This window comes from Burkholderia contaminans, from assembly GCF_029633825.1.
Classification (GTDB): domain Bacteria; phylum Pseudomonadota; class Gammaproteobacteria; order Burkholderiales; family Burkholderiaceae; genus Burkholderia; species Burkholderia contaminans.
Genome location: NZ_CP090641.1, coordinates 3016726 through 3043075, shown reverse-complemented (window position 1 = coordinate 3043075; position 26350 = coordinate 3016726). Strand labels below are relative to the sequence as shown.

At 67.1% G+C, this 26350-nt stretch carries 23 protein-coding genes; 15 read left to right on the top strand and 8 right to left on the bottom strand.

Translation table 11 applies throughout. The annotated features are described in order from the left end of the window. The first annotated feature begins 192 nt into the window (after positions 1-192). Positions 193-2052 (top strand): dihydroxy-acid dehydratase, encoded by a 1860-nt coding sequence (gene ilvD, locus LXE91_RS31300; protein ID WP_039357091.1) that lies wholly within the window; start codon positions 193-195, stop codon positions 2050-2052. 137 nt (positions 2053-2189) lie between these two features. Here the strand turns inward: ilvD and LXE91_RS31295 are convergent, their stop codons facing one another. After that, on the bottom strand, positions 2190-3020 hold the full coding sequence (locus LXE91_RS31295; RefSeq protein ID WP_278068174.1) for an SH3 domain-containing protein: 831 nt from the start codon (positions 3018-3020) through the stop codon (positions 2190-2192). 39 nt (positions 3021-3059) lie between these two features. Next, a complete protein-coding gene (locus LXE91_RS31290) occupies positions 3060-3503 on the bottom strand; it encodes a hypothetical protein (RefSeq protein WP_039357097.1) in 444 nt (147 codons plus the stop codon). 295 nt (positions 3504-3798) lie between these two features. On the opposite strand from LXE91_RS31290, the gene LXE91_RS31285 reads away from it, so the two are divergent. Together LXE91_RS31285 and LXE91_RS31280 are read left to right on the top strand one after the other, a co-directional pair. Further along, positions 3799-5334 (top strand): sigma-70 family RNA polymerase sigma factor, encoded by a 1536-nt coding sequence (locus LXE91_RS31285; RefSeq protein ID WP_039357100.1) that lies wholly within the window; start codon positions 3799-3801, stop codon positions 5332-5334. A 181-nt stretch (positions 5335-5515) separates the two neighbouring features. Beyond that, a complete protein-coding gene (locus LXE91_RS31280; RefSeq protein WP_039357102.1) occupies positions 5516-6418 on the top strand; it encodes a helix-hairpin-helix domain-containing protein in 903 nt (300 codons plus the stop codon). Position 6419: 1 nt separating this feature from the next. Here the strand turns inward: LXE91_RS31280 and LXE91_RS31275 are convergent, their stop codons facing one another. Next, on the bottom strand, positions 6420-7115 hold the full coding sequence (locus tag LXE91_RS31275) for a hypothetical protein (protein ID WP_182684400.1): 696 nt from the start codon (positions 7113-7115) through the stop codon (positions 6420-6422). Positions 7116-7303: 188 nt separating this feature from the next. Then, entirely contained in the window at positions 7304-7729 is a 426-nt protein-coding gene (locus LXE91_RS31270; protein ID WP_039357108.1) for a helix-turn-helix domain-containing protein, read from the bottom strand. Between the two features lie 140 nt (positions 7730-7869). Here LXE91_RS31270 and LXE91_RS31265 point away from each other — a divergent pair, with 140 nt between their 5' ends. Continuing rightward, positions 7870-8367 (top strand): DUF2938 domain-containing protein, encoded by a 498-nt coding sequence (locus LXE91_RS31265; RefSeq protein ID WP_039357110.1) that lies wholly within the window; start codon positions 7870-7872, stop codon positions 8365-8367. A 255-nt stretch (positions 8368-8622) separates the two neighbouring features. On the opposite strand, the gene LXE91_RS31260 is transcribed toward LXE91_RS31265, so the two are convergent. After that, positions 8623-9063: a MarR family winged helix-turn-helix transcriptional regulator gene (locus LXE91_RS31260; protein ID WP_039357112.1), complete on the bottom strand. Its 441-nt coding sequence runs from the start codon at positions 9061-9063 to the stop codon at positions 8623-8625. A 121-nt stretch (positions 9064-9184) separates the two neighbouring features. On the opposite strand from LXE91_RS31260, the gene LXE91_RS31255 reads away from it, so the two are divergent. After that, a complete protein-coding gene (locus tag LXE91_RS31255) occupies positions 9185-10714 on the top strand; it encodes a DHA2 family efflux MFS transporter permease subunit (protein WP_039357115.1) in 1530 nt (509 codons plus the stop codon). 37 nt (positions 10715-10751) lie between these two features. Here LXE91_RS31255 and LXE91_RS31250 read toward each other — a convergent pair whose 3' ends face one another. Continuing rightward, positions 10752-12266, bottom strand: coding sequence for an acetyl-CoA hydrolase/transferase family protein (locus tag LXE91_RS31250; RefSeq protein ID WP_039357117.1), 1515 nt, complete (start codon positions 12264-12266; stop codon positions 10752-10754). A gap of 653 nt (positions 12267-12919) precedes the next feature. Here LXE91_RS31250 and LXE91_RS31245 point away from each other — a divergent pair. Genes LXE91_RS31245 through LXE91_RS31215 form a run of 7 tightly spaced genes read left to right on the top strand, consistent with a single transcriptional unit; the run spans position 12920 to position 20132 of the window. Next, positions 12920-13600 (top strand): CDP-alcohol phosphatidyltransferase family protein, encoded by a 681-nt coding sequence (locus tag LXE91_RS31245; protein WP_039357120.1) that lies wholly within the window; start codon positions 12920-12922, stop codon positions 13598-13600. Beyond that, positions 13597-14406 (top strand): HalD/BesD family halogenase, encoded by an 810-nt coding sequence (locus LXE91_RS31240; RefSeq protein ID WP_039357123.1) that lies wholly within the window; start codon positions 13597-13599, stop codon positions 14404-14406. The genes LXE91_RS31245 and LXE91_RS31240 overlap by 4 nt, the downstream gene beginning before the upstream one ends. Continuing rightward, positions 14403-15404, top strand: coding sequence for an HpnL family protein (locus tag LXE91_RS31235; protein WP_039357125.1), 1002 nt, complete (start codon positions 14403-14405; stop codon positions 15402-15404). The genes LXE91_RS31240 and LXE91_RS31235 overlap by 4 nt, the downstream gene beginning before the upstream one ends. Before the next feature lie 36 nt (positions 15405-15440). Further along, the gene (locus tag LXE91_RS31230; protein WP_039357128.1) at positions 15441-16208 is read left to right on the top strand and encodes a phosphocholine cytidylyltransferase family protein; all 768 of its coding nucleotides are present in this window, start codon (positions 15441-15443) and stop codon (positions 16206-16208) included. Further along, positions 16205-17890 (top strand): phosphoenolpyruvate mutase, encoded by a 1686-nt coding sequence (aepX, locus tag LXE91_RS31225; protein WP_039357130.1) that lies wholly within the window; start codon positions 16205-16207, stop codon positions 17888-17890. The genes LXE91_RS31230 and aepX overlap by 4 nt, the downstream gene beginning before the upstream one ends. Continuing rightward, positions 17887-19068 (top strand): phosphonopyruvate decarboxylase, encoded by a 1182-nt coding sequence (aepY, locus tag LXE91_RS31220; RefSeq protein WP_039357133.1) that lies wholly within the window; start codon positions 17887-17889, stop codon positions 19066-19068. The genes aepX and aepY overlap by 4 nt, the downstream gene beginning before the upstream one ends. Next, positions 19068-20132 carry a 2-aminoethylphosphonate aminotransferase gene (locus LXE91_RS31215; RefSeq protein WP_039357136.1) on the top strand — a complete coding sequence of 355 codons (1065 nt, stop codon included), beginning with the start codon at positions 19068-19070 and terminating at the stop codon, positions 20130-20132. Before aepY ends, LXE91_RS31215 begins: the two co-directional genes overlap by 1 nt. 211 nt (positions 20133-20343) lie before the next feature. Here LXE91_RS31215 and LXE91_RS31210 read toward each other — a convergent pair whose 3' ends face one another. Further along, on the bottom strand, positions 20344-21375 hold the full coding sequence (locus LXE91_RS31210; RefSeq protein ID WP_046196505.1) for an AraC family transcriptional regulator: 1032 nt from the start codon (positions 21373-21375) through the stop codon (positions 20344-20346). Between the two features lie 209 nt (positions 21376-21584). Here LXE91_RS31210 and fabF point away from each other — a divergent pair, with 209 nt between their 5' ends. Both fabF and LXE91_RS31200 read left to right on the top strand, forming a co-directional pair. Continuing rightward, entirely contained in the window at positions 21585-22823 is a 1239-nt protein-coding gene (fabF, locus tag LXE91_RS31205; protein ID WP_039357139.1) for a beta-ketoacyl-ACP synthase II, read from the top strand. Between the two features lie 213 nt (positions 22824-23036). Next, on the top strand, positions 23037-23861 hold the full coding sequence (locus tag LXE91_RS31200) for a PA3715 family protein (RefSeq protein WP_039357141.1): 825 nt from the start codon (positions 23037-23039) through the stop codon (positions 23859-23861). Positions 23862-23890: 29 nt separating this feature from the next. On the opposite strand, the gene LXE91_RS31195 is transcribed toward LXE91_RS31200, so the two are convergent. After that, positions 23891-25042, bottom strand: a complete 1152-nt coding sequence (locus tag LXE91_RS31195; RefSeq protein ID WP_039357144.1) for an acyltransferase family protein — start codon at positions 25040-25042, stop codon at positions 23891-23893. A 328-nt stretch (positions 25043-25370) separates the two neighbouring features. On the opposite strand from LXE91_RS31195, the gene pip reads away from it, so the two are divergent. Beyond that, complete coding sequence (gene pip / locus LXE91_RS31190; protein ID WP_039357147.1) at positions 25371-26303, top strand: prolyl aminopeptidase; 933 nt, start codon at positions 25371-25373, stop codon at positions 26301-26303. The last annotated feature ends 47 nt before the right edge of the window (positions 26304-26350 follow it).

The window sequence follows — 26350 nt, the reverse complement described above, 5'->3', positions numbered from 1 at the left end:
GCCCACGCGCTGCCCGCCGCGCCCCACCCGCGCCGATCGGCCTTGCCCGCCGGCGCCGCCCGCCCGGCGGCTGTGGGATAATCACGGAGTTTGCCCAGGGCGCAGCTCAAGAGGTTGTTCGCACGGGCGCGAGAGAGGCCTTTATTCCCCGTGCCTCCACCCTTTTCCCGCGATATTTCTTCAGCAACGACCATGCCCACTTACCGTTCCAAAACCTCCACCGCCGGCCGCAACATGGCAGGTGCGCGCTCGCTCTGGCGCGCCACCGGCATGAAAGACGACGATTTCTCGAAGCCGATCATCGCGGTCGTCAACTCGTTCACCCAGTTCGTACCCGGGCACGTGCACCTGAAGGATCTCGGCCAGCTCGTCGCGCGCGAAATCGAGGCTGCCGGCGGCGTCGCGAAGGAATTCAACACGATCGCGGTCGACGACGGCATCGCGATGGGCCATGACGGCATGCTGTATTCGCTGCCGAGCCGCGACATCATCGCCGACTCGGTCGAATACATGGTGAACGCGCACTGCGCGGACGCGATGGTGTGCATCTCGAACTGCGACAAGATCACGCCGGGGATGCTGATGGCCGCGATGCGCCTCAACATCCCGGTGATCTTCGTGTCGGGCGGCCCGATGGAAGCGGGCAAGACGCGCCTCGCGAACCCGGTCACCAAGGCCATCGAGGTGAAGAAGCTCGACCTCGTCGACGCAATGGTGATCGCGGTCGACCCGTCGTATTCCGACGCGGAAGTCGCCGAAGTCGAGCGCTCGGCCTGCCCGACCTGCGGTTCGTGCTCGGGCATGTTCACCGCGAACTCGATGAACTGCCTGACCGAAGCGCTCGGCCTGTCGCTGCCCGGCAACGGCACGGTGGTGGCCACGCACGCCGACCGCGAGCAACTGTTCAAGCGCGCCGGCCGTCGCATCGTCGAACTCACCCGCCAGCACTACGAGCAGGACGACGAACGCGTGCTGCCGCGCTCGGTGGGCTTCAAGGCGTTCGAGAACGCAATGACGCTCGACATCGCGATGGGCGGCTCGACCAACACGATCCTGCACCTGCTGGCGATCGCGCAGGAAGCCGGCATCGACTTCACGATGAAGGACATCGACCGCCTGTCGCGCGTCGTGCCGCAGCTGTGCAAGGTCGCGCCGAACACGAACAAGTACCACATCGAGGACGTGCACCGCGCAGGCGGCATCATGGCGATCCTCGGCGAGCTCGACCGCGCCGGCAAGCTGCACACCGACGTGCCGACCGTGCATACGCCGACGCTGAAGGACGCCCTCGACCAGTGGGACATCGTCCGCACGCAGGACGACGCGGTCCGCACGTTCTACCAAGCCGGCCCGGCCGGCATCCCGACGCAGGTCGCGTTCAGCCAGAACACGCGCTGGCCGAGCCTCGACCTCGATCGCGCCGAAGGCTGCATCCGCTCGTACGAGCATGCGTTCTCGAAGGAAGGCGGCCTCGCCGTGCTGACGGGCAACATCGCGCTCGACGGCTGCGTGGTGAAGACGGCCGGCGTCGACGAGAGCATCCTCGTGTTCGAAGGCACGGCTCACGTGACCGAATCGCAGGACGAGGCAGTCGAAAACATCCTGAACGACAAGGTCAAGGCCGGCGACGTGGTGATCGTGCGCTACGAAGGCCCGAAAGGCGGCCCCGGCATGCAGGAAATGCTCTACCCGACCAGCTACATCAAGTCGAAGGGCCTCGGCAAGGCCTGCGCGCTGCTGACGGACGGCCGCTTCTCGGGCGGCACGTCGGGCCTGTCGATCGGCCACTGCTCGCCGGAAGCGGCAGCGGGCGGCGCGATCGGCCTCGTGCGCGACGGCGACAAGATCCGCATCGACATCCCGAACCGCACGATCGACGTGCTCGTGTCGGACGAGGAACTCGCGCGCCGCCGCGAAGAGCAGAACGCCAAGGGCTGGAAGCCGGCGCAGCCGCGTCCGCGCAAGGTGTCCGCTGCGCTGAAGGCCTACGCGAAGCTGGTCATGTCCGCCGACAAGGGTGCCGTGCGCGACCTGTCGCTGCTCGACGACTGACAGAAGCAGCACGACCGGCTGCCGGCAACGCGCAGCTGGTCAGGCTGCGGGCAGGACAACCGCCCGCTCGCCCGATCGAGAAGCCGCTCTCCGGAGCGGCTTTTTTCGTCCGGCGCCGGTAGAAAGCGCCGGCTTCGTCAGTGACGGAATTCTTCCGGACCGCCGCCTGCTCCGCCACCGCCGCCACCGTGGCTCCCGCCGCCGTTCCCGCCGCCTTGCGGTCGCGCGCCGCCGTAACCGCCACCACCACCGCCACCGCCCGGGTGCACGGGTACCGGCATCGAGCGGCCCTCGCCGCCCGGTGCGGGCGACGGACGCATGACGGCGGCCGGCGGCGGCGCGGCCGAACGCGGATTGACGGCTGCACCCGGCATCGGCGCGGGCGCGGGCGCGGGCGCAGACGGCGGCGGCGTGCGAATTGCGCCGTTCCAGCCGCCGCGTGCAGCGGACGGCCGCGCGTCATGCACGGGCGGCGGGCCGCCCGGTGCGACCTGCGGCGGCCCGCCCGGTTGCGGGCGCCCCTGCCCCGGCGGCCTCCCGCCCGGGCCGAGCCGCGGTTCCTCGCGGTGCTCCCACCGATCGCGGTCATGGAACCACGGCCGGTGACGATAGTAGCGATCCCAGTACGCGCCGATCGCGAACCCCGTGATCGGCACGCCGATGATCGCGCCATATTCGATCAGCGGCGCGTAACCGCCCTGGTACGGATAGTCGATCAGTTGCGCGTCGATCCAGCCGCGCACGCCCGGCAGCGCGACGTCGCACCACGTGTAGTCGCTCAGGCAGCCGAACACGTCCAGCGCGGTGCCCGGCGGAATCTGCGCGACCACCGGATAGTCGGGCGCCGGCCCGGCGAACACCTCGGCCGGCGAGTTCGTGTAGCCGGTGCTCTGCGCCTGCGCAATGCCCGGCGCGGCCGCCAGGCCGAGCCAGGCGACGCACAGGCCGCGAACGATCGTATTCCTCATGCTCATGATGCTCTCCCGCACGGTGCCGCCGCGCGCCGGTCAATGCCGATGCCCGCCCCAGCCGCCACCCCAGTGGCCGCCGCCCCATGGACGATGCCAGTACCCGCCGCGTCCGCGCCAGCCACCGCCCCATCCGCCCCAGAAGCCGACCGAGATTGCCGGCGCGCCCCAGCCGTACCAGCCCGGGTAATACGCGGGGGCGTCGTACGGATACGGATAGGGGTAGGGATACGGCGGCGGATAGGCCGGCGCGACGTAGACCGGAGCCGGTTCAACCACCGTCGCAGCCGGGCCCGGCGAAGGGGTGGCCGGCGCAGCGGTGGCCGGTGCGGCCGGCGTGACGGGGATCTCGCGCTGCGTCAGCGTGGCCGGCGCCGGCGTGTAGTACGGCGCATAGCCATACGGACTCGTGTAATAACAGCCGCCTAGAGTCAGCGTCGTCAATGCGAATACCGCACACCTCGCGGCAGGAATCGGGGTCATCTGTTGCTCCGGCAAAATCCGCGCATCGCCGCCGGGCGCGCGCCTGACTCTAGCTTACGTCCCCTGCAGATTTCCGCTCGGTATGATCGGTTACTTTTTGTTTCCTGCACGGGAGGGGCGCGGGCACGCCGCGTGCTGGCACGTCTGCCACGCCCGCGTTGAAGTTCGCACAAATGCCCTCAACTTGAACGATGTCAGGCTGGCCGGCGCGGACGGGGTTCGCGAGCAACCGGCGGCCCGAAACCAGCGGACTTCGGCCCGCCCAGACAGGAACGCGGCTCACGCCGCCATCGACATGACTACGCCACGCCCCACTCTCCGGGCGGACACGCCGCTCGATCCGATCATCCAGTTGCTGGCACTCGCCGGCGAACAGGGTTATCTGACCCACGCCGACCTCGTCGACGCGCTGCCGCCCGAAAGCGACAGCCCCGACGCGCTCGACGTCGTGCGCGCCGCGCTCGCCGACATCGGCATCGCCGTGCTCGACGAGCCGCCCGCGCCTGCGCCGTTCGCCGGTTCGGCGCCTGTCGACGTCGATCGCGATGCGCTCGACGAAGGCCGCGCGATGCTCGGCGACCTCGCACGCGGCACGAGCGCGTCGACCGATCCGCTCGCCCTCTACATGCGCCGCATGCAGGCGGTGCCGCTGCTCACGCGCGAAGGCGAAATCGTGCTGGCGCGCGAGATCGAGACGGGCCGCCACCAGATCCTGCACGCGCTCGCCGGCTATCCGGCGGCGGTGGACGCGCTGCTTGCGCGTCATCGCGCAACGGCTTCGACCGGCGCAGCCGGGTCGTCCGATGACGACGCCGGCGACACGCCCGCGCCGGCCAGCTACGACGCGCTGCAGGCGGCCGTCGCGGCCTTGCGCGGCGCGTTGCACGCACACGGCTACCGTTCGGACGAATACCGTGACGCACGCAACCACGTCGCCGCCCTGCTCGGCTCGATCGCGTGGATCGCACCGGCCGTCGACGACGCGAGCGGCGTCGTGCGCACGCTCGCGTCCGCGCCGCATCGCGCCGTGGCGGGCGAAGCCGCCTGCTTCGACACGGTCGCGCGGCGGGCGCTCGCCGCCGCGCTTGCAGACGGCCAGCAGAAAGTGCGCGACGCCACGCGCGCGATGCTCGAGGCGAACCTGCGGCTCGTGCTGTCGATCGCGCGCAAGTACATGAACCGCGGCGTCGACCTGCCCGATCTCGTGCAGGACGGCAGCCTCGGCCTGATGCGTGCGATCGAGAAATTCGAATACCGGCGCGGGTTCAAGTTCTCGACCTATGCGACCTGGTGGATCCGCCAGGCGATCGCGCGCGCGGTCGCGGATCGCGCCCGCACGATCCGCGTGCCCGTGCACGTCGGCGACCAGTACCAGCGTGTGCAGCGGCATGCGCTGCGGTTTCGCCAGCGCACGGGCCGCCGGGCGACGCCGGCCGACCTCGCGGCCGAAACCGGCCTCGACGAAGACAAGCTGCGCGCGGTGCTCGCGCTGCCTGCCGAGCCGGTATCGCTCGACGCGCCGCTGCCCGACGCGGACACCGGCCTCGTGGAGCTGATCGAGGACCAGGCGTCGGCCAGCCCGTTCGAGCAACTGGCCGACACGCGGATGCGCGAGTGCGTGAGGTCGCTGCTCCGGTCGGTCACGCCGGCCGAGGCAGACGTGCTGCGCCGGCGGTTCGGCCTCGGCGGCGCCGAGCCCGATACGTACGACGCGATCGCGCAGGACGCGGGCATGTCGCGCGAACGCGTGCGGCAGATCGAGAAACGGGCACTCGCCACGTTGCGAACGGCCGCCGAGGCGGAAAACGCGCAGTCGTTCCTCGACGCTTGATCGCATCACGCGACGCACGGTCGTGCCGCTTTCCGGCACGACCGTGCGCTTCGAACCTGTGCTACGTTTGCCATTGACGTGCGTCAAGTTTTCTTCATCGCGTGTCGCGACAATGATGAACAGCCGACCGGCGCATCGTTCGCCGTGTCCATTCCGTTTGTGCTTCCCCAGGTTCCTCGCCATGCAGACGAGCGCCAGCCAAACGTATGAGGAAAACCGGCATATCGCGGCCTGCCTGCGCGAGGCGGCGCAGCGGCTGGCTGACCAGGGCGCGAATCCGTACCGGGTCGCCGCATACCGCGCGTCTGCCGAGACGGTCGATGCGCTCGACCTCGACATCCGCACCCTGTTCGAATCCGGTGGCGTCGACGCGCTCGGGACGCTGCCCGAGATCGGCACGGGCGTCGCCCAGGCGATTGCCGAGCTGCTGGTGACGGGGCGCTGGCGCCAGCTCGACCGGCTGTGCGGCGACGCCGAACGCACCTCCGCGTTCGAAGCGGTGCCGGGCATCGGCCACGCGCTCGCGCTGCGCATTCACGACCTGCTGCACATCGATACGCTCGAGGAACTCGAACGCGCGGCCCGCAACGGCCAGCTCGAAACGATCTCGGGCGTCGGCCCGCGGCGCGCGGCCGGCATCCGCACCGCGCTCGACGACGTGCTGAGCCGCCGCCGGCGCTGGCAGGGCCACGTGCAGGACGCCAGCCCCGGCACCGAGCCGCCCGTCGAACTCCTGCTCTACATCGACCGCCTGTACCGCAACAAGGCCGCCGCCGGCGTGTTGCCGACGCCTGGCTTCGGGCAACGCGTCACCGCGCATCGGCGCCCGAATGCGGACGACTACGTGCCGCGGCCCGTGATGCACATGACCAAGGGCGGCTGGCATTTCACCGCGCTGTGCCTGCATGCCGCGATGCGCACGCCGGAGGCCTCCCGCCCGACGGACTGGGTCTCGCTCTATTTCTACGACGCCCTGCAGTGCGAACACCAGCGCACCGTCTTCACCGAAACGTACGGCTCGCTCGTCGGCAAGCGCATCGTGCGCGGGCGCGAGCGGGAATGCCGCGTGTACTACGCGGGATAAATCAGTCGTCGCCGGTTTTATCGAAGTCGAACGCCACGCCGAGCACCGACGCGATCTCGCGACATGCATGGGTGAGCGTGCGCGATCGGCGGCCGGAATAGTCTGCCGCGAGATAGAACCGGGTCGAATGCGGCCCGCAATCGTCTTTACTGTTCCGTTTCGGTACGTCGAACCAGAACTTCACCATGTAGCCGCCCTTCCAGCGAACCGGAATCACGTGCGTGAGCTGCATCCTCGTGATTGCGCCGTGGCGAAACCGGAAGGTGTCGTCGCCGATGCGGAACCCCGACCACACGCCGTCGTTCGACACGAACACGGTCAGCATTTCGTCCGGCAGCACGACGTACGGGGCGTCTTCCTTGGCCAGCTCGACCGCCGACACCATCGCCGCCCCCGAACCGTCGCGCCCCGTCTCGACGCCCACGTAGGCTTCGATCGTCCGCTTCGCCTTGTCGTAGAAACTGCGCGTCACTTCAGACCGCGCGGCGTCGACAATCAGCACCAGTTGTTTGAATCGTGCCTGCTCGCCGTATCGAAGCGGCACATCGGGCAGGTCGTCGGGCTCGTCGGCCAGTTCGTCCTCCAGACTATCGGTCTGTACAGGTGGAGCGGTCATGACAGGCGGTTCGATACCCCCGCGCCGCCGCGTCACCCAATCGATTCCCAACGCCAGCAGCACTTGCGGCGTCGCCATCACGACGCCCACCGTTGCGAGCCCGGCAAGCACCCCGTAATGCGGCGCGACCCTCGATGCCGCATACGCGGCAGGAAACACAAGCAAAATCCACACACGCAACCCCGTTGTCTGTGTCTTGGATGTCCGCTAAGGAATGGCTCGGCGCACCACCCAGCCGCCACACCAACCCGCCAATCCCCGCTCGCCGACTACGCGCCTTCCGTCTTCGTCCGGCGGCCCGGATGGCGATGCGCGGCGATGCGCAGCAGCTTCTGGAACGACGGGCATTCGAGATGGTTCGATGCCGGGCACACGGCCGCATGCCGCAACGCATCGCGCACGGCGCCGAGACGGCGAATCGTGCGGTCGAGTTCGTCGGCCTTGCCGTCGAGCTTCGCGCGATCGATTGCAGGCAGGCCGTCCGTGCCGACCATCGCGAGGATGTCGTCAAGCGAAAAGCCGGCCTCGCGGCCCAGCGCGATCAGCGCCAGGCGCTCCAGCACCGACTCGTCGTACTGCCGCCGCAGCCCGTGGCGGCCGATCGGCCCGATCAGCCCTTTTTCCTCGTAATAGCGCAGCGTCGACGCGGGCAATCCCGAGCGTCGCGCCACCTCTGCAATGTCCAGCCGGCTCATGCTTGACCTCAAGTGAACTTGAAGTTGCAAGATAGTCGTTCGACTCCATGAAGACAAGCCCGGACTGACATGAAACCGTTGAAACCACGCTGTATTCCGCTGCGCGGCGCAGCCTGTTCCCTTTTCTGCGGAGGGACGCGATGAGCCTGCCCGCCCTCCTGCTCGACCTGCTGCTGATCGGCACGGGCGCCACGCTCGTGATGGATCTGTGGACGCTGTTCCGGCGGCGTGCCTTCGGCATTCCGTCGCTCGACTATGCGCTGGTCGGCCGCTGGATCGGTCACATGATGCATGGCCGGTTCCGGCATGCGTCGATCGTCGCCTCGGCACCCGTTCCCGGCGAACGCGCGCTCGGCTGGGTCGCCCATTACGCGATCGGCATCGCGTTCGCGGCGCTGCCCCTCCTGATCGCCGGCCAGACGTGGATCGACGCGCCGACGCCGCTGCCGGCCCTCGTCGCCGGGCTCGCGAGCGTCGCCGCCCCATTCTTCGTGATGCAGCCGGCGCTCGGTCTCGGCATCGCGGCGTCGCGCACACCGCAGCCGGGCGTCGCGCGCCGGCGCAGCCTCATCGCGCATCTGTCGTACGGAGTGGGGCTCTATCTTGCGGCGTACATGCTCGCGGCGCTGGCCCGTTGAGCACATGGACTCCCCAAGGCCCTAACAGCTTGCGTCGGCTCGACCGAGCCGACGTCAACACCCACGCAAGCGCTTTGTCGAGCCCAACGTGCGCTCGTCCCGTGCCAGCCGGACGAAGGCCACGCCGGGCATCGGCACCAGCGCAACGGCCATGACAACGCCGCGCACCGGCACTGGGGCAAACGCGGCGTGCTCGCGCGCTGCCACCCGGTGTTTTCTGGTCGTTCATCCGGGCCGCCCGAATGGCGGCCCGCATCATTCCCCGCCGCAGTCGATCAGGTTGCGGCGCACGCGCCCTAGCAGCCGCACCAGCGTATCGCGCTCGTCGGGCGTGAAGCCGCGCAGCCCGTCGTCGGCGACGGTGTCACCCACTTCGAGCATCTGCGGAAAGATCTCGCGCGACTTGTCGGTCAGCCGGATCACGAATGCGCGGCGATCGTCGTCGTTCGCGACGCGCTCGATCCAGCCGTAGCTTTCCATCCGGTCGAGCAACCGCGTGAGCGAGATCGGCGCGATCTCGAGCCATTCGGCGAGCCGCGCCTGATTCATCTCGCCCTTCCACGTCAGGTACGCGAGCACGCGGCTTTGCGCCCGTGTCAGCCCGATGCGCTTCGCGCGCCGGTCGAACAGGCGTCCGTTCAGGCGGGCGACGTCGGCGATCAGATAGCCGATCCGGTTCTCGTAAGTCTTGTCCATGCGGCGATTATAGGGGTCAAGCCGATCATGCCCAGGCGATAAGCGGATATATAATAAGCGTGCTTATAATTCAAGTCGCACCGGATCGCCGCCCACGGCGACCGCCCCACGGAGACACCGCTTGAACCCCGCCGCCGACGCCCCCGCCTCGCCCGCGCTGAACCGGCCGATGCTGACCTTGTCGATCATGCTCGCCACGCTGATCCAGACCCTCGACAGCACGATCGCGAACGTCGCACTGCCGCACATGCAGGGCACGCTGTCCGCGTCGCAGGACGAGATCACGTGGGTGCTGACCTCCTATATCGTCGCCGCTGCGATCGCGACCCCGCTCACCGGCTGGCTGTCCGACCGGCTCAGCGTGAAACGCCTGCTGATCGTGTCGATCGCGGGCTTCACGGTTGCGTCGGCGCTATGCGGGCTGTCCGAGACGCTCGTGCAGATCGTCGGCGCGCGCCTGCTGCAGGGCGTGTTCGGCGCCGCGCTGGTGCCGCTGTCGCAGTCGATCCTGCTCGACATCAATCCGCGCGAGAAACAAGGCCAGGCGATGGCGATCTGGGGGATGGGCGTGATGGTCGGCCCGATCCTCGGCCCGACGCTCGGCGGCTGGCTCACCGACAGCTACAACTGGCGCTGGGTGTTCTTCATCAACGTGCCGATCGGTGCGTTCGCGCTCGCCGGCGTGATGACCTTCCTGCCCGCACGCGCGCCGCGCCCGCTCGTGAAGTTCGACGCGTTCGGCTTCGCGACGCTCGCGCTCGCGATCGGCGCGTTCCAGGCCATGCTCGACCGCGGCGAACAGCTCGACTGGTTCGGCTCGTACGAGATCCGCATCGAGGCGATCGTCGCGGCGCTCAGCTTCGCGTTCTTCCTCGTGCATACGGCGACCGTCGGCAAGGCGTCGTTCTTCAAGTCGGAACTGCTGCGCGACCCGAACTTCGCCACCGGCACGCTGTTCATCTTCGTGGTCGGCGCGGTGCTGTACGCGACACGCGCGCTGCTGCCGCCGATGCTGCAGAACCTGATGGGCTACCCGGTCGCGACGACGGGCCTCGTCACCGCGCCGAGCGGCGCCGGCACGATGATCGCGATGCTGTTCGTCGGCAGGCTGCTGAAATACGTGGATGCGCGGATGCTGCTGCTCGCGGGGCTGTCGATTTCCGCGCTCGCGCTCTGGCAGATGATGCAGTACACGGTCGTGCTGTCCGAAGCGGACATCGTGTGGCCCGGCGTGGTGCAGGGCTTCGGGCTGGGGCTCGTGTTCGTGCCGCTGAGCGCGCTGTCGTTCTCGACGCTGCCGCCCGATCTGCGCGCGGACGGCACGGCCACCTACAGCCTGATGCGCAACATCGGCAGCAGTATCGGCATCTCGATCGTGCAGACGCTGATGACGCGCAACACGCAGGTCGCGCATGCGGACCTCGCGACTCACATCACGCCGTTCAACCCGGCGGTGCAGGCGATGACCGGCAGCCGCCTCGACATCGCGCTGCTCGACCGCACGATCAACCAGCAGGCGTCGATGATCGCGTACCTGAACGACTTCAAGCTGATGTTCGTCGCGACACTGCTGATGATTCCGCTGTTGCTGCTGATCCGCCCGCCGCGGAAAACGGCGAGCGTCGAGATCGCGCACGCGGCGATGGATTGACAGGCGCACGCACGGCGCGCGCCCGCTTCGCTCCGCGTCAGGCCTTCATCGTGCCGGTGCGCACGTAGCGCTCATGCCACGACAGCGCCTCGGCGAGCAGGTGCGGCGTATGCTTGCCGAAGCTTTCGCGCGACGCGCGCTCGAAGTAATCCTCGAGCATCGGCCGGTAATCGGGGTGCGCGCAGGTCGCGATGATCTTGCGTGCGCGCTGCTTCGGCGACAGGCCGCGCAAGTCCGCGAGACCCTGCTCGGTGACGACCACCGCGACGTCGTGCTCGGTGTGGTCGACGTGGCTCGCCATCGGCACGATCCGCGAGATCGCGCCGCCCTTTGCGGTACTCGCCGACATGAAACACGACAGGTAGCCGTTGCGCGCGAAGTCGCCCGAGCCGCCGATGCCGTTCTGGATCTTCGTGCCCATCACGTGCGTCGAGTTCACGTTGCCGTAGATGTCGGCCTCGATCATCCCGTTCATCGCGATGCAGCCGAGGCGGCGCACGAGTTCCGGATGGTTGCTGATCTCCTGCGGGCGCAGCACGATCTTCTCGCGGAACGTCGCGATTTCGTCGGCGAAGCGCTGCACGGCGGCCGGGCTCAGCGACAGCGCGGTGGCCGATGCGAAGCTCAACGTGCCGTCCTGCAGCAGGTCGAGCATGCCGTCCTGGATCACCTCGGTGTACGCGGTCAGGTTCGAGAAGCCGGCCGAGCTGAGCTCCGCGAGCACCGCGTTCGTGATGTTGCCGACACCCGACTGCAGCGGCAGCAGGTTTTCCGGCAGGCGGCCGCGCTTCACTTCGTGACGCAGGAAGTCGATCAGTTGATGCGCGATCTGCTTCGACGTCGCGTCCGGCGCGGAGAACGCGTTGCTGCGATCCGGCGCGTCGGTCTCGACGATCGCGACGATCTTGTCGGCCGGGCAGCGCAGGTACGGCTCGCCGATCCGGTCGTCGCTCTTCGTCAGCGGAATCGGCTTGCGGTGCGGCGGCAGCGCGGTGCCGTAATAGACGTCGTGCATCCCGTCGAGGCCGAGCGGCTGGCGCGAGTTGACCTCGAGGATCACGTGCTTCGCGCGTTCGAGCCAGGTCTTGTTGTTGCCGATCGACGCGGACGGAATCAGCAGGCCGTCCTCGCGGATGCCCGCGACTTCGACGATCGCGACGTCGAGATCGCCGTACAGCCCGAACCATGCGTACTGCGCGACGTGGCTCAGGTGGACGTCCTGGTAGTCGACTTCGCCGCCGTTGATCTTGTCGCGCAACGTCGGGTCGGACTGGTACGGCAGGCGCATCGAGATGCCGTTGGTGCGGGCGAGCGCGCCGTCGAGTTCCGGCGCGGTCGATGCGCCCGTCAGTACGTTGATCCGGAAGTCCTCGCCGCGCGTGTGCGCCGCGTCGATGTGGGCGGCAAGTGCGGCCGGCACGGCCTTCGGATAGCCGGAGCCCGTGAAGCCGCTCATGGCGACGGTCATGCCGGGACGGATCAGCGCGGCGGCTTCGTCGGCGGTGCGGACGAGCGAACGCAGGGCGGGAGCGAGGATGCGTGATGAAGACATGGCTGGTTTCTGACGCTTGGGTCTGTTGTTGACGTCGCGGGGGGTGTCTCCTGAGCGACATGAAGCCCTTGGGGCCGCGCGGGGCGGCCGGCACCACAGGCACGGTCGGAGTATCGCAGAGGCCATTGCTGCGAAATGTCCGCCAAATGCAAAAGATCCTTGCCGGATTTGCCGGGTATCGAACGACCGTTCTGTGACAGGCGCGCCGTTTAAATCGAATGCTCACGAAAGGTGCGCGAAAGCATCGGGCAGAATGACCTGCTGTCGATCGACAACCCGCGCGCATCAATCGACGGATTTCCATCCGGATTTATCGCCTGCCGATCGTCAATGACCGACGCCCTTCCGGCGCGGCCAATTGTCACCCGATGCGGCTCGTTCCGACCTGACGCACGTCAAGTTCGCACGCGCCGCGCGACGCGCGGCGGGACGCGCGAAAAGCATCGCCGCACCGGCCTGTGAGGCCCGTCCGCCCTTGACAGTCGCGCGACGCGAACCACACTGGAATACGGATGCCGCGGCCCCGCTCGGCCACCCTTTCGCGCACGCGCTTTTTGGCCGGCCGATCGCCGCAAGACGCGGTAACACTCCCTCATGTCAGGACAGTGTTCGAATAAAAAGCACCAAATTACAATTCCGTATATATTTCGCCGATGGACCAAAGAAAAACCGCCACACGTTCCGAACCGCCCCTGCCTCGCACCTGGGATGCGCGGCTCGCGCGCTCGCTTGTCCGACCGCTCGTCGACACGCCCGTCACCCCGAATCACCTCACTACCGTTCGCCTGCTGATCGGCCTCGCCGGCGCCTGGTGCCTCGCGCACGGCGGCTTCGGCTGGAGCAATGCAGGCGCGTTCCTGATCGTGCTGTCGAACTTCGTCGACCACACCGATGGCGAGCTCGCGCGCATCAGCGGGAAATCCAGCAAGATCGGTCATTTTTACGACCTCGCGGCAGACGCGCTCGTCACGGTCGCGCTGTTCGTCAGCATGGGCGTCGGCATCGTCGCCCAGGGCGGCCAGATGGCTGCGTCGCCGGTGCTGCTCGGCGCGGTGGCCGGCGCGGCCGTTGCACTGATCTTCTTCCTGCGCATGCGGATCGAATCGTTCGCCGGCAAGGCCGGCACCAAGCAGGCATTCGCCGGCGGCTTCGAGACCGAAGACGTGCTTTACCTGCTGCCGCTCGTGACGCTGTTCGACGGCGTCGAGCCGTTCCTGCTCGCGGCGTCGATCGGCGCCCCGCTGTTCGCCGCGTGGGTCGTGTTCGACTGGTGGCGCATCGTCCGGCGCGGCAACGTTTCGCAGAACCCTACTGAAATCCAGGCTTCCAAATGACTCCTAGCACGCGCGACGACTCCGTGCTGAGCCCGGCACGCCCCGCGCCCGTGCGCGCGGCCGCGGCCGACCCCGATCGCACCGTGGCCGACCGTGTCGGCACGCTCGACCTCGACCGCCTGCGCGGCGACTACACGCGCCAGGGCTCGTTCCTGTACCTCGACCAATTCCTGCCGGCCGACGCGCACGCGAAGCTGGCCAACGCCGCCCGCGCGATGCAGGCCGGCCTGAACCGCAATTACCTGCCCGGCCACAAGCAAGGCGGCAGCGTAAGCCGCCATACGATCGACGAACAGGCGCCGTACATCGCGGAACTGTATCGCTCGAAGGCGCTGATCTCGTTCCTCGAAAAAGTGACGGGCGACAAGCTGATGCTGTCGCCGGACGACGATCCGCACGCGTACGCGCTGTATTACTACACGAAGCCCGGCGACCACATCGGCTGGCACTACGACACGTCGTACTACGACGGCCGCCGCTACACGCTGCTGATCGGCGTGATCGACGAATCGTCGTGCCGGCTCGACTACGAGCTGCACACGCGCAATCCGGACGTGGCCGACGAACCGGGCTCCGTGCAGATCGCCGACGGCGGCATCGTGCTGTTCGACGGCGACAAGCTGCGCCACCGCATCACGCCGCTCGGCCAGAACGAGATGCGCGTGTCGCTCACGTTCGAATACGTGACGAACCCCGGCATGCGGCCGTGGAAGCGCTTCATCTCGAACATGAAGGATGCGATCGCGTATTTCGGTTTCCGCCAGGTGTTCAAGCAACTGGCGACGCGACGCACGACCGGGTCATGACACGCGCCGGCCTTATCCTGCTGTCCCTCGGGACCGCACTCTTCGTTGCACTCCTTGCCTGGCAGGGCGTCGGCGCGGTGGCGTCCACGTTCCTCGCGGCCGGCTGGGGGCTCGCGCTCGTCGCGGCGTTCCACGTCGTGCCGCTCGTGATCGACGCGATGGCGATCTCCGTGATGTTCCGCCCCGGCCAGCCGGGTGCCGAGCTCGGCAACGCGCTGCGCGCGCGCTGGGTCGGCGAATCGGTGAACAGCCTGCTGCCCGCCGGGCAGATCGGCGGCCCGGTGCTGATGGTGCGCCACCTCGCGCAGCGCGGCACGCGAATGGCCGACGCGGCGGCAGCCGTCACGGTCAGCACGACGATGCAGGCGCTCTCGCAGATGGCGTTCGCGCTGATCGGCATCGCCGCGTTCAGCCTGTATGCGACGCACGAATCGGTCGCGCACCTGCGCACACCCGCGCTGATCGCCACCGGCGTGCTCGGCGCCCTCGCCGTCGCGTTCTATGCGGCGCAGCGGCGCGGGCTGTTCGGCCGCGGCCTGCGCCTCGCGTCGAAGCTGCTCGGCCCGCGCGACTGGTCGTCGCTGGCCACCCGCGCCGATGCGATCGACGACGCGGTGGGCGCGCTGTACCGCGATCGCGCGAAGGTCGCGAAGACCTTCGCATTGAGTCTCGTCGGCTGGATCGTCGGCACCGCGGAAGTGTGGCTCGCGCTGCACTTCCTCGGGCATCCGGTGAGCTGGCTCGACGCGCTGCTGCTCGAGAGTGTCGGCCAGGCCATTCGTGGCGCGGCCTTCGCGATCCCGGGCTCGCTCGGCGCGCAGGAAGGCGGTTACCTGCTTCTCGCGCCGCTGGTCGGACTGCCGCCCGACGCGGCGCTCGCGCTGTCGCTTGCGAAACGCGCGCGCGAACTCGCGCTCGGCCTGCCCGGCCTGCTCTATCTGCATTTCAGTGAAAGAAACTGGCAGCGGCGCCGTGCGCCGCAGCCGCTCGCCGACTGATCGTTCAGATCCGCCGGCTTTTTGGTTGGAGAACCCATGCGAGCCATCATTCTTGCGGCAGGCCTCGGCTTGCGCCTGCAACAACCGCCCGAGGCGCAGTACCCGAAGTGCCTGCTGCGCTTCGACGACGTTTCGCTGCTCGAGCGCCATCTGCGCGTACTCGATGCCGCGGGCGTCGACGAGATCGTGCTTGGGCTCGGCTTCCAGCACGAGAAGGTCGAGCAGGAATTGAAGCGCCTCGGCCGCCAGGCCGAGATCGTGATCAACGACCGCTACGACCTCGGCAGCGTGCTGACCGTGCATACCGTCGCCGATGCGATGACGCGCGGCGGCGACGTGCTGCTGATGGACGCCGACGTGCTGTATGACGAGAACATCCTGCACGCGCTGGTGGCCGATTCCGACCGCGCGGTCGACCGCCTGCTGATCGATCGAGACTTCGAAGCCGGCGACGAGCCCGTCAAGCTGTGCCTGAAGGACGGCGTGCCGGTCGAGCTGCGCAAGCAGCTCGCGGTCGACCTCGAGTACGACACGATCGGCGAATCGGTCGGCTTCTTCCGCTTCACCGAAGGCACCGCGCGCCGCCTCGCGACGATCGTCGCGGGCTACGTCGACAGCGGCCGCGCGAACATGCCGCACGAAGAAGCCGTGCGCGACCTGCTGCTCGAAGGCGGTCACTCGTTCGACGTCGCCGACGTCACCGGCTCGCCGTGGATCGAGATCGACTTCCCGAACGACGTCGCTCGCGCCACGCAAGAAATCCTCCCCCTGATTCAACGCACCACCGCAGGAGTCGCACGATGAACGCACGCGAACCCAACTTCACCGAATCGCGCAGCGCACGCCTGCGCCGCATGCTCGTCAGCAGCGACCTCGAATTCCTGATGGAAGCGCACAACGGCCTGTCCGCGCGGATCGTCCGCGAAGCCGGCTTCAAGGGTATCTGGGCATCGGGCCTCGCGATCTCCGCGCAGTTCGGCGTGCGTGACAACAACGAAGCCAGCTGGACCCAGGTCGTCGACGTGCTCGAATTCATGGCGGATGCGAGCGACCTGCCGATCCTGCTCGACGGCGACACCGGCTACGGCAACTTCAACAACGTGCGCCGCCTCGTGAAGAAGCTCGAGCAGCGCGGCATCGCCGGCGTCTGTATCGAGGACAAGCAGTTTCCGAAGACCAACAGCTTCATCGGCGGCGAGCGCCAGCCGCTCGCGGAAATCGACGAATTCTGCGGCAAGATCAAGGCCGGCAAGGATTCGCAGACCGATCCCGACTTCTCGATCGTCGCGCGCGTCGAGGCGCTGATCGCCGGCTGGGGGATGGACGAGGCGCTGCGCCGCGCGAACGCATACGCAGAAGCCGGCGCCGACGCGATCCTGATCCACAGCAAGCTGTCGCGCCCGGACGAGATCCTGCAATTCGCGCGCGAATGGAGCGGCAAGGCGCCGCTCGTGATCGTGCCGACCAAGTACTACAGCACGCCGACCGACGTGTTCCGCCAGGCCGGCATCAGCACCGTGATCTGGGCGAACCACCTGATCCGCGCGTCGGCATCCGCGATGCAGGCGACCGCACGCGAGATCCACGAAAGCGAAACGCTGATCAACGTCGAGGACCGCGTTGCATCGGTCAACGAGATCTTCCGCCTGCAGGACGCCGACGAATACTCGGCGGCCGAGCGTATCTACCTGTCGTCGTCGTCGCGTGCGTCGAACGCGGCGATCGTGCTCGCCGCGAGCCGCGGCAAGGGCCTGGAAGCCGTGACCGAAGACAAGCCGAAGGTCATGCTGCCGGTCGCCGGCAAGCCGCTGCTGCGCTGGCTCGTCGACGGCTTCAAGACGCACGGCGTGAACGACATCACCGTGGTCGGCGGCTATCGCGCCGACGCGATCGACACGTCGGGCATCAAGCTCGTCGTCAACGAACGCCATGCACAGACGGGCGAACTCGCGTCGCTCGCCTGCGCGGCCGACCGCCTGACCGGCGACACCGTGATCTCGTACGGCGACCTGCTGTTCCGCAGCTACATCGTGCGCGACCTGGCGGAGAGCGAGGCCGAGTTCAGCGTGGTGGTCGATTCGTCGCTCACCGAGACCAACCAGAGCGTGCGTGATTTCGCGCTCTGCTCCGCCGCAGACGATCGCGGCCTGTTCGGCCAGAAGACGTACCTGCAACGCGTATCGAGCGACGTCGCCGCAGGCACGCCGCACGGCCGCTGGATCGGCCTGCTGAACGTGCGCGGCGCCGGTGTCGACCGCCTGAAGGCGATGCTCGCGACGCTGCAGGCGCGTCCGGATTTCGACACGCTCGATATCCCGTCGCTGCTCAACGAACTGATCGCCGCCGGCGAGAAGATCGAAGTGCAGTACGTGCACGGCCACTGGCGCGGCGTCAACGATCTCGAAGACTTCCGCCGCGCGGGCGACTTCGCGCACGGCCAGACGCCGCTGTCCGAACCGGGTGCCGGCAACGGGGGCGCGCAATGATCGAAGCGGCCCAGTTCGTCGAGGCCGCGCGCGAGCGTGGTTTCGACTGGTACGCGGGCGTGCCCTGCTCGTACCTGACGCCGTTCATCAATTACGTGCTGCAGGACCCGACGCTGAATTACGTGTCGGCCGCGAACGAAGGCGACGCGGTCGCGCTGATCGCGGGCGCGACGCTCGGTGGCAAGCGCGGCATCGCGATGATGCAGAACTCGGGGCTCGGCAACGCGGTGAGCCCGCTCACGTCGCTCACGTGGACGTTCCGCCTGCCGCAGCTGCTGATCGTCACGTGGCGCGGCCAGCCGGGCGTGGCCGACGAGCCGCAGCACGCGCTGATGGGCACGATCACGCCCGCGATGCTCGACACGATGGAGATCCCGTGGGAGACGTTCCCGACCGACCCCGAACAGGTCGGCCCGGCACTCGACCGCGCGATTGCGCACATGGACGCGACGGGCCGCCCGTACGCGCTCGTGATGCAGAAAGGCAGCGTCGCGCCGTATGAGCTGAAGGCCAACCCGGCCGCGAAACCGCGCGCGCATGTCGCTGCACAGTCGTCGTCGCGCGCCGCGGCGACCGACGCGTGGCCGACCCGCCAGGACGCGCTGCAGCGCGTGATCGCGCACACGCCGGTCGATTCGACCGTCGTGCTCGCGTCGACCGGCTTCTGCGGCCGCGAACTCTACGCCATCGACGACCGCCCGAACCAGCTGTATATGGTCGGCTCGATGGGCTGCGTGACGCCGCTCGCGCTCGGCCTCGCGCTTGCGCGCCCCGACCTGCGCGTGGTGGCCGTCGACGGCGACGGCGCCGCGCTGATGCGCATGGGCGTGTTCGCGACGCTCGGCACCTACGGCCCGGCGAACCTCACGCACGTGCTGCTCGACAACGGTGCGCACGAATCGACCGGTGGCCAGGCCACCGTGTCGCAACATGTTTCGTTCGCGGGTGTGGCTGCCGCGTGCGGGTATGCGTCGGCGGTCGAAGGCGACACGCTGGACGTGCTCGATACGGCGCTGGCCGCGCCGGCCGACGGTACGCAGTTCGTGCGGCTCGCGATCCGCACCGGCGTGCCCGACGGCCTGCCCCGCCCGACCGTCACGCCGGTCGAGGTCAAGAATCGCCTGATGCGGCACATCGGCGCCGCGCAGGCCGAAGCCCACGTTGAAGGAGCCCATTGATGCTGCTGCTGAACCCCGGCCCGGTCACGCTCACCGAACGCGTGCGCCGCAGCCTGCTGCAACCCGATCTGTGCCATCGCGAAAGCGAATTCTTCGATCTGCAGGACGAGGCGCGTGCGCGTCTCGTCGCCGCGTATGAACTCGATCCGGCTGAGTGGGCAGCCGTGCTGATGACGGGGTCGGGCACGGCCGCGGTCGAAAGCATGATCGCCGCGCTCGTGCCGAAGGACGGCAAGCTGCTCGTGATCGAGAACGGTGTGTATGGCGAGCGGATTACGCAGATCGCGACGCAGTACGGGATCGCGCATGATGTGCTCAAGCATGAGTGGATGCAGGCGCCCGATCTCGCGCAGATTGGTGCGAAGCTCGATGCGGGTGGCTATTCGCACGTTGCCGTGATTCATCATGAAACGACGACCGGTCGCCTGAACGATCTCGCCGCGATCGCGGAAGTCTGCCGTGCGCGAAGCGTGAAGATGCTTGTCGATGGTGTGAGCAGCTTTGGTGCGGAAGCGATCGATTTTGCCGGTGGCGATATCGATGCCGTGGCTGCGACCGCGAACAAGTGCCTGCACGGTGTGCCGGGCGCGGCGTTCGTGATCGTGCGCCGTAGTGCGCTCGTGAAGGCGGCGAGCCGCACTTACTACCTCGATCTCGGTCGTCTCGCGAAGCTGCAGGACCAGCGCAATACGCCGTTCACGCCTTCCGTGCATGCGTATTACGCACTCGTCGAAGCGCTGCGCGAGTTTGATGAGGCTGGCGGCTGGCGTGCGCGGCATGCGCATTACAAGGCGCTGGCTGATCAGGCGCAAGCCGGGCTCGCTGCGCGCGGGATGCCGCTGGTGCTGCCGGAAGGCGAATCGTCGGTTGTGCTACGTGCGTACCGGTTGCCGCAAGGTGTGACGTACGAGACGCTGCACGACGGGCTGAAGGCGCGTGGCTTCGTGATCTATGCGGGGCAAGGCGGGTTGTCGAAGGAGCTGTTCCGGATTTCGACGATGGGCGCGATTCAGGCGGCGGATGTCGAGCGGTTGCTGGAGGGGTTTACGGCGTTGACGCGGTAAGCGTTGTCCGTGCCTTCCTCTGCACAAGGCCCGAAAATTCCCGAAACGGCCGGCAATGCACAGAACCCCAGGCGTTGGACATCGATCCGCCCCTGGGGTTTTTCATGTGGAAGCGCGACGAGCACTTGAAGCTCAACGTAGTGACGCGGTATCTGTCGTTCGGCCGGCTCCGGCTGTTCGACACGTGCCGTCAAGGCCCGACGCCTTCTCGTCACTCATCCCGACGCGTATCCTTGCGATAGTCCGTAGGACTGCTGCCGGTCCAATGTTTGAACGCGCGGCAAAAACCGGTGGCGTCGGAAAAACCAAGATCGAATGCCAGCACCGCGACGCTGGTGTTCGAGTTCGTCAGCCGATCGACCGCGATATCCCGGCGCAGCCCGTCTTTCACTTGCTGGAAATGGGTGCCTTCTTCCGCAAATCTACGATTGAGCGTGCGTACCGACGTATGCAACGCCTGCGCGAGCGCCTGTATCGTCAGCGGCTGCGCAATATTCCGTTCGAGAAGCTCGCGTGCTTTGGCCACGATCGAACCTTGATGAAATACGCTGAAGGTCCAGGCTCCAGGCGCGGCGTTCAGGAACGCCCATAGTTCGTGCTTTTCGCGTCTGAACGGCTCGGCACAATCCTGGTACGAGAAACGGATACTCGTCATCCCGGCATCGAACTGCACCGCCCCGGGGAACAGAAATGCATAGTCTTCGACATGCCTGGGCCTGGCGAAACTGAACTCGACCCGTTGCAGCGCAAGTTCCCTGCCGAGTAGCCAGGAAGCTATGCCGTGCGCCAGCTTCATCATCAACTCATGTGCGAGCGGCGTCACCTGCGTGCCGGGCATTCGCTCCACCAGCGCCAACCGCACCAGATCATTCTTCGTCGAGATGTGCAGCCGGTAGTCGTCCAGCAGCAAATTCCAGAAACGAACGAAACGATTGAACGCGATCAATACCGTCGGCGCGTCCAGCAGGCTGAGCATCAGGTACTTCAACGTGCCGCCCCTGATCGGCCTGGACCATAACCCCAGCATCTCGTCATCGAGCGTCGCCGCGACCGTCCGATACAACGCGACGTACTGCTGCCGAGTGATGCGTGCGTCGGGTTGATCGAGAAGAGACTGCGGAATGGCCGCACTCGCGAGGACCTGTGCCGTCGCGTCCTTTCCGTGACGCGTGCTAACGGCACGCAACATCCCGTGCAGGAAGTGCGCCGAAATCGTGAGAGGACGTTGCCGGGTGAGATTCATGATTGAATCATTATGGCGCATTTTGCATATTCATTGGCGCGATGTGCGCACTCCTCACCCACTCCATCCCTATACTGACGCGACATTTTCGTGATTTCTGAACTTCGTGATCGTTGTCGGATGGCGCGTTGCGCCAATCGCCGGCGGCCTGTCTTCATCAGTCAAAAAGGGAGCACGGTTTGAATACGAGACGCATAGTCGTGACTGGCATGGGGTTGGTTTCGCCATTGGGATGCGGAGTCGAATCCGTATGGCGCCGTCTCCTGTATGGTCATTCGGGCCTGGTCACCTTGCCCGACGAGGTCACGGACGGAATTGCGTCGAAGGTCGGTGGCGTCGTGCCCGTGCTGACGCCTGACTGTCCATGGGGATTCGATCCTGCTGGCGCGGTAGAACCCAAGGACCAGAAGAAGATGGACCGGTTCAGCCTGTTTGCGCTGGGCGCCGCGCAAGAGGCCCTGAACCAGTCGGGGTGGCGACCTGAAACCGAAAGCGCTCGCGAAAGAACCGCAACCATCGTAGCGTCCGGCGTGGGTGGGTTCGGTGCAATCGTAGAGGCCGTCAGGATCACTGATGATCGCGGCCCAAGACGGCTTTCTCCCTTCACCGTCCCCAGCTTCCTGGCCAACATGGCCGCGGGCCACATCTCCATCCGTCACGGCCTGCGTGGCCCCCTGGGCACACCGGTGACGGCCTGCGCCGCCAGCGCGCAGGCGATCGGCGATGCAGCACGCCTGATTCGGGCCGGCGAAGCCGACATCGCCGTGTGTGGAGGCGCAGAGGCCTGCATCGATCGGGTCAGCCTGGGATCGTTCGCCGCGGCAAGAACCATGTCCACGGGCTTCAATGACGATCCGGTGCAGGCATCCCGCCCGTTCGATGCCGGGCGAGACGGCTTCGTCATGGGAGAAGGCGCCGGCATGCTCGTCATCGAAGAGCTGGAACACGCACTGCGGCGAGGCGCGACACCCGTCGCCGAAGTACTCGGCTATGGCACGAGCGCCGATGCATACCATATGACGTCGCCGCCCGACGACGGCGCCGGGGGACGACGCGCAATGGAACTTGCCATTCGACAGGCGAATCTCGAACCCGAGCTGATCGGCCATCTGAACGCTCATGCGACGTCTACGCCCGTCGGCGACATCAGCGAGCTGGCGGCCATCAAGGCTGTATTTGGAACAGGTCGCGGCCCTGCCGTATCGGCCACCAAGGCATCGACAGGACACTTGCTCGGGGCCGCCGGCGGCGTGGAAGCGATTTTCACCGTCCTTGCGCTGCGCGACCAGCTCGCGCCGCCTACGCTGAACCTGACACGGCCAGACCCGGCGGCGGAAGGCATCGACATCGTCGCCGGATCGGCCCGCAGAATATCGACGGAATACGCGATCTCCAACGGCTTCGGTTTTGGCGGCGTCAACGCCAGTCTGGTATTCCGTCGACTTTGAGCGGGCAGCCAAGGGCGCGGCGGGCTGCAGGTGCCGCGCGCATCCGTCCAAGTTCGCCGAATGAAATCGGCGCTGCGTCGCCCCGTGACACGGGCCCGATGCATGTGGCGGCACACCTGCGGTCAAGGGCTCGAACCATCTTTCCGCGTGTTGCGGTACGCTTCGAATCGGCAAGCGACATCCACGACAACCCGTGAAGAACCCGTTCCCATCGTGACCACAAGAATTCGCCACTTCGCCCCGCTGCTCGCACTCATCGCCGCTCCCGCCGTTCAGGCCACCGACAAGCAGCCTTGCGGCGACGAAACCGTCACGGCCGTTGCCCGCTGGGCCGGCATCGCGAGCGCACGCATCGCCACGCGCGACGCGGACCGGCTCGTCGTCGCGTCGGCCTGCAAGGTCATGCCGAACGCGCCGAAAACGACGATCGCAGCCGTCGCGTTCGATTCGCTGCCCAAAAGCAAGAACCCCGACGAAAGCAGCAAGCTGCAAGTCGTCGCGCTCGTCGAAGGGGGCAAGGTCGTAGCGGCCGAAAGGTCGGTCGTCGACGAGGATGCGGCAACGGAGATCGGCGAGAACAGCTATCGCATCGATACGGCGCCATACCGACTGTCGCCCGACGTGCGCGCGTTCGGCGTCGTGTTCACGAGCAGCGCGCGCGGGCCGAGTTGCCCTGATGCCAACGCCAGCGAGGAACTAACGCTGTGGGTGCGCGAAGGCAACCGCATCCGCCCGGTGTTCGGCACCAACCTGTACGGGTGGGTCAGCGTCGAGGGCGACGCCTGCGGCCCCGGTGTCGGCGACGCGCGCAGCGAAGAGGCAAGCATGACGATCGCCGTGGAGAAAACATCGAGCCACGGCTTTGCTGATCTGTCGATCACCGCCCATATTACGAAGACGCAGCGCAAGGACGGTGATTACTCGGAGACGGGCAAGCGCACCGCGCGCACGGTCGTCCACTACGACGGCAAGACGTACGGAATCGATATGTTCCGAAACTTCGGGTATTCGCCTGCCGCAATGAAACGCTTCAAGTAAGGCGCAGGCGGGGGCTCCACCCCACGCGCCTACTCCGCCACCTTCGCTCCGATCGCCTCACCCGAAGCCGGCATCCGCAGCGCATCATCACGCACACGTCGCGCCTCGCGCGCCGAATAACGATCCTTCAACCGCAGGAACGGTTTCTCGACGAGAAAGTAGCTGGCCGTCGCAGCCAGCAGCGCCCAAACGATCCCGAGCGGAAACGCATGCGGCACGACCAGATCCGGATTCGCAAACGGCTGCTGCCAAAGATACAGGCTGAACGAGATCGTGCCGACGAACACGACCGGCCGCGCACGCAACCACCGCGCACACCAGAACTCGCTACGGAAATTCAGCACGACGATCACGATCGCGATCAACGCGGCTTCAAGCGTCACGCCATACGTCGCATTCCAGAACCCGCCGAGCCGATGTTCGGCAAGCGGCATGCCGATCAGCACGATGACGATGATCGCGGTCACGATGCGCGCCTCGCCACGCCAGGTCCGAACCCACGCTTCGAGCCGTTCGCGGTTGAGCGACGCATAGCAGCCGATCAGGATCGAATCGACGCCCGTGTGAAGCATCATCCCGAGTTGCCCGCGCAGCGCAGGCGCAACGAAATACGTCACGGCGCGCACCAGCGGCACGACCAGGATCAACGCGGCCAGCCAGCGTGTGCCGCCGCGTCGCATCCCATACACGAACAGCAGCGGCCAGAACCAGTAGAACTGTTCCTCGAGCGCGAGCGACCAGAAATGGCCGAGATACCACGCGCCGTCCGGATGCATCACGTTGTCCCCGGTCAGCCCGAACCATGCCGAATAATTCCACAGGTGCAGCGCCGCATAGAGCCACTGCCGGCGGTCGACGTCGAACCAGCCGGCGAAGGCCATGATCGCGACCGCCGCGAGATACACGTAGCAGGCCGGCCAGATCCGCAGCGCGCGGCGCACGTAGAACGACGTCAGCGCGATGCCACCCGTGCGCGCGAACTCGGCGCGCAATACGTTGGTGATCAGGAAGCCGCTGAGGACGAAGAAGATCAGCACGCCGAGCCGGCCGTCGGCGATCAGCCGCAACGGCGCATACCAGCCCGTGTAGCCGCCGGGCAGCACGTGCTCGGCGTGCCCGACCACCACCATCGCGACCGCGACGGCGCGCAACCCGGTCAACTGCGTGACGCGATGGTTCATCGGCTGGTTTCCGTTGGCACGGTAAAGGAAGAGGACTCGGTCGGCGCCCGACTGGCCCGCCGACACGTCGCCGCGATTTTGTGTGAAAAATATCCGAATGAAATTACTTCAAAAATCGCCGCGACACACCCCGCCAACGACGCTGCGCCCGAACGAGCCGACGCCCGGCGCGGCGAATGGGCATAATGACAAGCCTTGTCCGGCGGCGGCCGGTCCGATGCCCACGCAACGAATTTTGCGGCGCAGCAACATTCGCAGTACCTTACCCGCCCGCACAACGGCCCGCGCCTCGTCCGCCCTCCCGTCGACCTTCACCCGGAGCCTGCCTGTGTACCCACCGATCGAACCCTACGCCCACGGCCACCTCGACACCGGCGACGGCCACCACATCTATTGGGAGCGCTGCGGCAACCCGGCCGGCAAGCCCGCCGTGTTCCTGCACGGCGGCCCCGGCGCCGGCTGCAGCGCCGACCATCGCCGCCTGTTCGATCCGGAGCGCTACGACATCCTGCTGTTCGACCAGCGCGGCTGCGGGCGCTCGACGCCGCACGCCAGCCTCGAGAACAACACGACGTGGCATCTGGTCGCCGATATCGAGCGGCTGCGCGAGATGGTCGGCGCGGAAAAGTGGCTCGTGTTCGGCGGCTCGTGGGGCAGCGCGTTGTCGATCGCCTATGCCGAAACGCATCCCGAGCGCGTGAGCGCACTGGTCGTGCGCGGCATTTTCACGATGCGTCGCGCGGAATTGCTGTGGTACTACCAGGAAGGCGCGTCGTGGCTGTTCCCCGACCTGTGGGAAGCCTTCCTTGCACCGATTCCGGAAGCCGAGCGCGGCGACCTGATGGCCGCCTACCATCGCCGGCTGACCGGCACCGACGAAGCCGCGAAGCTCGAAGCCGCGCGCGCGTGGAGCATCTGGGAAGGCCGCACGATCACGCTGCTGCCCGACCCCGCCCTTGCGGAGCACTTCGCGGACGGTCACTACGCGCTCGCGTTCGCGCGGATCGAGAATCACTACTTCGTGAACAAGGGCTTCGTCGAGGAAGGCCAGCTGCTGCGCGACGCGCATCGCCTCGCGGGCATTCCGGGCGTGATCGTGCAGGGTCGCTATGACGTCGCGACGCCGGCGCGCACCGCGTGGGAGTTGTCGAAGGCGTGGCCGGACGCGACGTTCGAAATCGTACCGGGTGCCGGACACGCGTACAACGAGCCGGGGATTCTGGAGGCGCTGGTCGCGGCGACGGACCGGTTCGCCGCCTGAGCGACGTCACGCGACGCGGCGCGTGTTGCCGTGCCTGCCGGCACGCT

Bases quoted from the DNA above. Each gene is read 5' to 3' on its own strand.
- ilvD (WP_039357091.1), top strand. From the start codon at position 193: ATGCCCACTTACCGTTCCAAAACCTCCACCGCCGGCCGCAACATGGCA.
- LXE91_RS31295 (WP_278068174.1), bottom strand. From the start codon at position 3,020: ATGAGGAATACGATCGTTCGCGGCCTGTGCGTCGCCTGGCTCGGCCTG.
- LXE91_RS31290 (WP_039357097.1), bottom strand. From the start codon at position 3,503: ATGACCCCGATTCCTGCCGCGAGGTGTGCGGTATTCGCATTGACGACG.
- LXE91_RS31285 (WP_039357100.1), top strand. From the start codon at position 3,799: ATGACTACGCCACGCCCCACTCTCCGGGCGGACACGCCGCTCGATCCG.
- LXE91_RS31280 (WP_039357102.1), top strand. From the start codon at position 5,516: ATGCAGACGAGCGCCAGCCAAACGTATGAGGAAAACCGGCATATCGCG.
- LXE91_RS31270 (WP_039357108.1), bottom strand. From the start codon at position 7,729: ATGAGCCGGCTGGACATTGCAGAGGTGGCGCGACGCTCGGGATTGCCC.
- LXE91_RS31265 (WP_039357110.1), top strand. From the start codon at position 7,870: ATGAGCCTGCCCGCCCTCCTGCTCGACCTGCTGCTGATCGGCACGGGC.
- LXE91_RS31260 (WP_039357112.1), bottom strand. From the start codon at position 9,063: ATGGACAAGACTTACGAGAACCGGATCGGCTATCTGATCGCCGACGTC.
- LXE91_RS31250 (WP_039357117.1), bottom strand. From the start codon at position 12,266: ATGTCTTCATCACGCATCCTCGCTCCCGCCCTGCGTTCGCTCGTCCGC.
- LXE91_RS31245 (WP_039357120.1), top strand. From the start codon at position 12,920: ATGGACCAAAGAAAAACCGCCACACGTTCCGAACCGCCCCTGCCTCGC.
- LXE91_RS31240 (WP_039357123.1), top strand. From the start codon at position 13,597: ATGACTCCTAGCACGCGCGACGACTCCGTGCTGAGCCCGGCACGCCCC.
- LXE91_RS31235 (WP_039357125.1), top strand. From the start codon at position 14,403: ATGACACGCGCCGGCCTTATCCTGCTGTCCCTCGGGACCGCACTCTTC.
- LXE91_RS31230 (WP_039357128.1), top strand. From the start codon at position 15,441: ATGCGAGCCATCATTCTTGCGGCAGGCCTCGGCTTGCGCCTGCAACAA.
- aepX (WP_039357130.1), top strand. From the start codon at position 16,205: ATGAACGCACGCGAACCCAACTTCACCGAATCGCGCAGCGCACGCCTG.
- aepY (WP_039357133.1), top strand. From the start codon at position 17,887: ATGATCGAAGCGGCCCAGTTCGTCGAGGCCGCGCGCGAGCGTGGTTTC.
- LXE91_RS31215 (WP_039357136.1), top strand. From the start codon at position 19,068: ATGCTGCTGCTGAACCCCGGCCCGGTCACGCTCACCGAACGCGTGCGC.
- LXE91_RS31210 (WP_046196505.1), bottom strand. From the start codon at position 21,375: ATGAATCTCACCCGGCAACGTCCTCTCACGATTTCGGCGCACTTCCTG.
- fabF (WP_039357139.1), top strand. From the start codon at position 21,585: ATGGGGTTGGTTTCGCCATTGGGATGCGGAGTCGAATCCGTATGGCGC.
- LXE91_RS31195 (WP_039357144.1), bottom strand. From the start codon at position 25,042: ATGAACCATCGCGTCACGCAGTTGACCGGGTTGCGCGCCGTCGCGGTC.